This is a genomic window from Sporomusa sp., assembly GCF_035561255.1.
Classification (GTDB): domain Bacteria; phylum Bacillota; class Negativicutes; order Sporomusales; family Sporomusaceae; genus Sporomusa.
Genome location: NZ_DATMXX010000309.1, coordinates 1 through 5,959 on the forward strand (window position 1 = coordinate 1; position 5,959 = coordinate 5,959).

Consider the following 5,959-nt stretch of genomic DNA (forward strand, 5'->3'; position numbering starts at 1 on the left):
GTTAAAATGGGAAAAGGAGTAATTAAAAATGAAACAAGGCAGAAGTATCCTTCAATTAGCTCAGGAACTTGAGAGACAAAGAATGGTAAGAAGAGATTATCTTACCGATACCCGTAATCTGGTTGTCAAAACAATTGTGGGGATTAGCAATTTAACGCTAAACATGGACGGTACAGTGGAAACCTTCATCTTAAACGAACTGGCCCATAAGCAGATTGCCGATCGGCTACAAATTCCCTTCCGCTACTACAGCAAAATGCGTATGGAGCAGCCTTCTCTGCTGGACGAAAATATTAATGGCTGGTTCAACGAAGCACCGGAACGTCGCATGCTTCGAATCCTGGACGGCAACGTTAGAGCCTTTTTAAGTGACCGTTATCGTCGTTTGGATAACTTGGAACTGGCCGATGCGGTATTGCCTATCATTAACGAAATGAAAAGTGCCGAAATTATCTCCAGTCAAATTACCGAAACTCATATGTACATCAAGGTTATTAACAAAAAGCTCAAAGCCGAAGTTACAGTCGGTGATATCGTGCAAGCCGGGATTGTGATTTCCAATTCGGAAGTAGGGTTGGGCAGTTTAAAAGTCGAACCGCTTTTATATCGCTTAGTCTGCCGCAACGGCTTAATCGTCAAAGACTATGCCCAGAAACGGTACCATGTCGGCAAGCAAATCGAGAGCGATGACAGCGCTTATGAACTTTTTTCCGATGAGACCCTGGCTCAGGATGATAAAGCCTTCTTTATGAAAGTGCAGGACACTGTTCGCACCGCCATTGACGAAGTCAAATTTCATCTGTCGGTCGAAAAACTGAGAGCCACCATGGAGGAACGCACTGGACCGGATCCGGTCAAGACAGTTGAAATCTTGGCTGATACTTATGCTTTGAGCCAAAACGAGCGCGGCGGTATCCTCCGGCATTTCATCATGGGCGCAGATAACAGTAAATACGGCTTAATCAATGCCGTAACTCGCGCCTCCCAGGATGTTGAGGATTACGCCAGGGCAACCGACCTCGAACGCCTGGGCGGGGAACTATTTGCTCTGTCACCAGTAAAAAACAAACTTTTCGTTTCCAACCCATCTGCCATTGCAGCCGATAAATCCAATAATAACCTTATCCAACTAGATATGATGAAACTGACAACCGGAGCGTGAAAATAATGTTTATGATTGAATGCATAGCCCATACTGATGTTAGCGCGGAACTAAGCCAGCAACAAGAAAATTTTCTTGTTACGCTGAAAACAGGCCGTGCGGTCGATATTTGTTTAATTCTCAATTATTTACAAGTCAAAGTGTTGGCCAAAGGGTTACTGGCCTTGATCGCACAGGCAAAACTCCATGAACTTTCGAATACGGATACCAATAATCAATTGGGCGGCATGGACGTAACGTTTGCTATCAACACTCCTGAAAATTACAGTAAGGAGAGAGGCGAAGTACCATACCCGCCCAGTTTTTCTGTTGCAGAGCATCATGATGCAACTCTTTCTACGCTACAAGCCGTAGTTCCAATTCCTGGACAAGGGTCTGAATGAAACCGGCGTAGCCGAACTCATTATAGTGGGGAGGAAGATCAATGAAAAGTATCGCTGGTAAATTAGTTAAAATTATGGAAGAATGCGGGGTAATCCGCAAAAATGGCACCAATGACTTTCATCACTATAAATATGCCACTTCGGCTGACGTATTGGAGAAAGTCAATGCTTCTTTGGTAAAACATAAAGTTGCATCTGTCGTACTACCGGAAATTATTGAAAATAGTGATGTGATTACCGGTAAAGGTAATACAGAACATTTGGTAACAGTAAAAGTAGCGATTACTTTGATTGATACCGATAATGGGGAAAGCATTCTTTTAGCCGGTATAGGCAGCGGTCAAGATGGAGGGGATAAAGCGGTCATGAAAGCGCAGACAGCTGCGATTAAATACGCCTATATGCTTAGTTTTGCCATCAGTACCAATGATGACCCCGAAGCCGACAGTCGGACAGATGAAAGCACTCGGCCACAGGAACATCACCAGCCCGTGCTTCCGCTTGATAATGCACAGAACTGCAGAGACTGCGGCATTAAAATAACCGCCGGTGTCATGAGCGTATCGGTTAAGAAATTCGGCAGGCCGCTCTGCATGAAATGCCAGAAGAAGACGCAGGGGGCGGCATAAAAACATTTCAATTGGCATCATGAAAATAGCGCTGAGTTTGATAGGGAAGTGTACAGTTCGAACATTAAAATGTGGTGTCAGCATCGGGAACAGATATTGTTTAAGGAAAATAAATTTTATACAGAAAAAAGCCAGTCAAGAGAAACGACTCTTTTGACTGGCTTTTTCTGCAGAAAGGAACGCAAAATGGATAATAAGAACTCACTTAAGATTTTGTTGGCACAATGTTTACACGAAACCGCAAATGGTTATATGGTCACAGAACTACTAAAAGAGTTTCCCACCATACAAGAATTAATGAACGCCACTACAGAAGAAATGATGTTGATTAAAGGGATTGGTAAAGGGAAAGCCCAGCAATTATCGGCCATCTTGCGCTTTGTCCGCTATGCTCAAGGCAATCCTGACGGCAAGCGGGTTATAATGAATTCATCCCAAGCCGTATATGCTCTGTTGCGTGGTGAATTAGAGTATCTTCCGGTAGAAAAATTTATTGTGTTGGGCTTAAGTACCAAAAATCACCTGATTATTCAGCATACGGTTTCGACAGGGAGCTTAAATGCCAGTATTGTGCATCCAAGGGAAACATTTAGAATGCTGATTCGTCGAGCTTGTGCATCAACCATATTAGTGCACAATCATCCTAGCGGTGATTCGACACCTAGTAAAGAAGATCTTGTTTTAACCCAAAAGTTGGCTGAGGTTGGACGGATTATGGATATCCCCGTGTTGGATCACATCATTATTGGACAAGGACAGTATGTTAGTATGAAAGAAAAAGGGATTATATAGCTTGGGTGTTACTGCTTAAAATAAGTAAGCTCATCGAAATATATACTATTCTATGTTTATGTCTAGTACTTATATAGTCACACTATTTGTTAGCTTTTTCCCAATTTGCAGTAAAATAGTCTCAGTTTGCAGATTGATTTCTGCTTCCAGGAACATGTTAATTACAGTATAAATGAGAGGCAGCTTTGCTGGCGTCATATATTTGTTTGGTAAATCAGCATTGTCAAGGATTTGATAGACAAGATAGCGCTTTTTCTCTGGGTTTCCAGAAAGGATGTCAATATATTGCTGAATGACTGACGGGTAAGCCGTGAGGTATTTCTTAAGTTTATTCTTAAACCGGTTAGAAGCAGTTTCGCTATCGAAAAAAGTATCAAAATCTTCCTGGCTACAGCCAAAGTCAGGGCTATTCTCGAAGCAATCAACATTGCAATGGGCAATACGTACCACCAGGGGTACTGGTAAGCAAATAGTTTCGTTGTACTCACATTGAGTATAATACCATTCGCAAATATTGGACAATTCGGTAAAATAATAATGGCAGAGTTCAATATCCACACCAGGTTTTTGGTTATAGTAGTCACATAACTCTAAATAGAAATCAAGCAAAACCATGTTGTGCTTAAAGTTTTTACCGTTGTCTTTTATTATCTGGTAATCTTTGTTGATCCAGAGTTTATCGTACTGGCAGGAGAAATCTGCTGTATTGCACAGTCGGGAGGTGTGCCTGCTGGCAACCTGGTAAATGAATAAAGGCGCAATAAGCAATAAATCGGCATTATTTACCACCAGGGAACAGAGCAACGTCAGATTGTTTAGGAGAATATTGCGGGCCTGTATGCTATCGGCAGGAAAGAAAGATAAAAATTTGTGGAAGAGGAAATCGACGTCAGACTCAGGGGGCGGGACCGAAAAAACAGTATTATAGCGCTTATTCTGCTGCTGCAGTTGACGAAATCTAGTGTTATACCGGCTTTGATCGCTCAGCTCTTGGTCAAGCAGATGCATTTGTTCCTGCATAGTAAGATAACAACTGATGTCCTGTTCTGTTGTTCGACTGGTGCGATCCTGGTCAAAGAGCAGCCCTTTATCGCTAAGAACAGATGTAAAAAGCAAAAGCATGTCCTGTTTAGGACTATTATCAATAAGATCTCTCAGGCGTTGGCAAAATTGAGCCTTATTATCCAATGTCAGGCAATAAGTTGTGCATAGTTTTGTTATTCGAGCAACAAATCTTTCTACATTATCGTTGGCTTGGGTGAAGGTAAGCTTCGCTTGCGCTAATCTTGCAGCCAAGCTTTCCTCTTTATCCAGCATCTGGTGTAGTTCTGCGTATTCTTCAGGTTTCAGGTCGTCCATCTTTATCACACTCCCTATCTCATTGTAGCAGGAAATGGTAACTCTATAAATCTGTTTTGTTTCCGAAAAATAAAACTAAAATTCGGAAGCAAAGCAGATTTTTTCATTTGGTAAACTTGTTATTCTATAACCAAATCAGGATCTGTGGGGTGATGAGATGGAATATGCACCGAATATCAGTCAGGCTTTGATTGAATTTAAGAAAGCGAAAGGCAGCAAACAAGCCTTTTTCTTTCATCAGGGCCAAGTTTTTCACTTCTATAATTACATGTTTTGCGCTCTCGACTATGCGAAGGTGTCCATAGCATTCCGGCAAACACAGATTGAATATCAACTGCCTGGTGGGGCAATTGATTCTGTATTTATCCGGGTGGAAAAAGCAAAAATCGTGGTTGCTACTACTAAGGCGACAATGTGCTATTCCAGTACTTAGGAAGAGTTCTTCTAACTGGCCTTATCATATGGCATATTATCTGATCCGGACAAAGAACAGTATCTGAGAGGATTTGTTTATATTGACTCACGGGTAAGCGCTAACATATATGATTCCTATTTTACCGAACAGGCGATTGCGGATTTGCTTGAATTACTGATGTTTCAGAAGATATTAGCTGAGCCAGTTACTGGGTGCGTAAAAAATCCTGTTATTGGTGACTTGGTGCAGCAAATTAATCAGCATGGTATTAAAGCATTATCCAAAGTGTATTTAAAAGGAAAAGATGTCAATACATTTCCTTAATTTCCTGACTATGTCAGGCTTATGATGCAGTGAGTAATTTAGTATGAGGGATAGGGGGGATAACTGTGAATTTCAAGCAACGGTATGACCGTTATATAACGCCGGCGGTGATGGGCGTAGGGGTTGCAGTAGTCTGTTTATTAGCGGGGCAGTTAATGGTGTTACAGGAATTCAGTCTTTCTTATGGACAACAGAACAAGGAAGTAGTTTCAGCAATTCTTTTAGTAGAAGTTTACCTTGCTATTGGCAGCATAATGGTATTGGTTTATAAACTGTATGATTTAAAAAAACAGGTTCGTTCTTTGAAAACCCAGGAGCAGGAACTTCGATCTTTCAGTTACTATGATGCAATGGCAGGAATATATAACCGCAACGCATTTGTCCAAAGAAACCAGTCGCTGGAAGGACAGGCAGAGAATGTGGCTGTGCTGGTATGTGATATTGACGGCTTGAAACTGATCAATGATACACTGGGGCACAACACTGGTGATGAACTGATCCGTACTACAGCAGATATTCTTAACAAATACTGTTCGCCAACGAGAACTGTTTATCGAATGGGTGGAGACGAATTTTTGATTCTCCTGACTCAGGTTAAATCTAATGCTGATATGACGGAGTTTGTCGAAAGACTCCGGCAGGAGATCACGCAGCATAACCAAACAGCTTTATCACTTCCGCTGAGCCTTTCAATGGGGTTGGCTGGGCCGGAAGATGCCCAGCCAACATTGACTGACCTGATAAAGCTGGCAGACAGTCGTATGTATCAGGAAAAAAGAGCCTGCAAAGAGAAAGTGAAGCGGAGTTTGTTGCAAGTTTTGAGCAATGGTTGATTTGCGGGGACAATGATTTGCTGAATCTATCACTATTTATGTGAATAATCATACCTTTTGTG

8 protein-coding genes are annotated in these 5,959 nt (G+C 41.8%); 7 read left to right on the forward strand and 1 reads right to left on the reverse strand.

What is annotated here, in order from left to right:
* Positions 1-28 precede the first annotated feature (28 nt).
* The 4 genes from VN379_RS16730 to radC all read left to right on the forward strand — a co-directional run bounded on the left by VN379_RS16730 (position 29) and on the right by radC (position 2,966).
* Complete coding sequence (locus VN379_RS16730) at positions 29-1,162, forward strand: DUF932 domain-containing protein (protein ID WP_325535888.1); 1,134 nt, start codon at positions 29-31, stop codon at positions 1,160-1,162.
* Positions 1,163-1,167: 5 nt separating this feature from the next.
* Entirely contained in the window at positions 1,168-1,545 is a 378-nt protein-coding gene (locus tag VN379_RS16735) for a hypothetical protein (protein ID WP_325535890.1), read from the forward strand.
* 41 nt (positions 1,546-1,586) lie between these two features.
* A complete protein-coding gene (locus VN379_RS16740) occupies positions 1,587-2,174 on the forward strand; it encodes an ERF family protein (RefSeq protein WP_325535892.1) in 588 nt (195 codons plus the stop codon).
* 96 nt (positions 2,175-2,270) lie between these two features.
* A complete protein-coding gene (radC, locus tag VN379_RS16745) occupies positions 2,271-2,966 on the forward strand; it encodes a RadC family protein (RefSeq protein WP_325535894.1) in 696 nt (231 codons plus the stop codon).
* A 69-nt stretch (positions 2,967-3,035) separates the two neighbouring features.
* Here the strand turns inward: radC and VN379_RS16750 are convergent, their stop codons facing one another.
* Positions 3,036-4,325, reverse strand: a complete 1,290-nt coding sequence (locus VN379_RS16750) for a hypothetical protein (RefSeq protein ID WP_325535896.1) — start codon at positions 4,323-4,325, stop codon at positions 3,036-3,038.
* Positions 4,326-4,482: 157 nt separating this feature from the next.
* Between VN379_RS16750 and VN379_RS16755 the strand changes: the two genes are divergently transcribed.
* The 3 genes from VN379_RS16755 to VN379_RS16765 all read left to right on the forward strand — a co-directional run bounded on the left by VN379_RS16755 (position 4,483) and on the right by VN379_RS16765 (position 5,897).
* The gene (locus VN379_RS16755) at positions 4,483-4,758 is read left to right on the forward strand and encodes a hypothetical protein (protein ID WP_325535898.1); all 276 of its coding nucleotides are present in this window, start codon (positions 4,483-4,485) and stop codon (positions 4,756-4,758) included.
* A 144-nt stretch (positions 4,759-4,902) separates the two neighbouring features.
* Positions 4,903-5,064 carry a hypothetical protein gene (locus VN379_RS16760; RefSeq protein WP_325535900.1) on the forward strand — a complete coding sequence of 54 codons (162 nt, stop codon included), beginning with the start codon at positions 4,903-4,905 and terminating at the stop codon, positions 5,062-5,064.
* A 65-nt stretch (positions 5,065-5,129) separates the two neighbouring features.
* Positions 5,130-5,897, forward strand: coding sequence for a GGDEF domain-containing protein (locus VN379_RS16765; RefSeq protein ID WP_325535902.1), 768 nt, complete (start codon positions 5,130-5,132; stop codon positions 5,895-5,897).
* The last annotated feature ends 62 nt before the right edge of the window (positions 5,898-5,959 follow it).